The following is a 730-nucleotide window of genomic DNA, read 5'->3' as shown; positions in this document are numbered from 1 at the left end:
ACCGTCCGGGTTTTACCGTCAGCCACCATCGATTTATTGGTGGGTTCAAAGCCGGAGCCGGCCGGGTTGACCGCGGAAGCGATGACCTGTATCTGGGTTTCCATCCGCTCAGAGGCATTGCCCTGATTATCATGGGCGACACCGGACAGGGTATAAGTGTTGGTGCCTTTTTCGAGGAACGGCGGCAGGGTCAGCAGATAATGCGTGCCACCGCGCACAGATTCAGTGATTAAGCGGGCTGACTGCGCCGGTGCACTGGCGTTTTCCAGCTTACCGCCCCCCGCCAGCAAATTCGCCGTATCCCAGACGATTTCTTTCAGGCCATTTTTGGCGCTGACACTGACATTCAACGGAATAACCGCCCCGCCGCGTCCGCTAATCCGGTTTTCCATCATCAGGCGGATCAGGTTTTTCTTACGATACTCCAGAACGATTTGGTTATTGCGGTCAACCAAATCATAACGCCCGCCTTGCAGGCTGCGCTTAAAGGCCATCGCATCGGGGTCAACCTGTTTTGACCACGGCGTGCCGATTTCATAATTCAGGCTGAAATTAAACAGGGTTTCCCCGCCACCGGCAGCACTCTGCCGGCGGTCAAGCCCCAGTGTCACCAGCGGGACAGGGGTATAGTTAACGCCCAGGGTAAAGGCCGCCGGGTTTTTCTGCCGGCGCGCTTCGCTCAGCAAGCCGACCTCATCCCCAAAATATTGCTCATAAATTAACTGACCGC

At 56.2% G+C, this 730-nt stretch carries 1 protein-coding gene; it reads right to left on the bottom strand.

All coding sequences use genetic code 11. The features are described 5' to 3' along the window. Positions 1-730, bottom strand: a 730-nt coding sequence (locus Xvie_RS20430; protein WP_208612663.1) for an inverse autotransporter beta domain-containing protein, incomplete at both ends; no start/stop codon positions are given.

The organism is Xenorhabdus vietnamensis (genome assembly GCF_002127535.1).
Classification (GTDB): domain Bacteria; phylum Pseudomonadota; class Gammaproteobacteria; order Enterobacterales; family Enterobacteriaceae; genus Xenorhabdus; species Xenorhabdus vietnamensis.
Note: the sequence above shows the minus strand (reverse complement) of the source record. Positions and strands in the feature narration are given on the sequence as shown.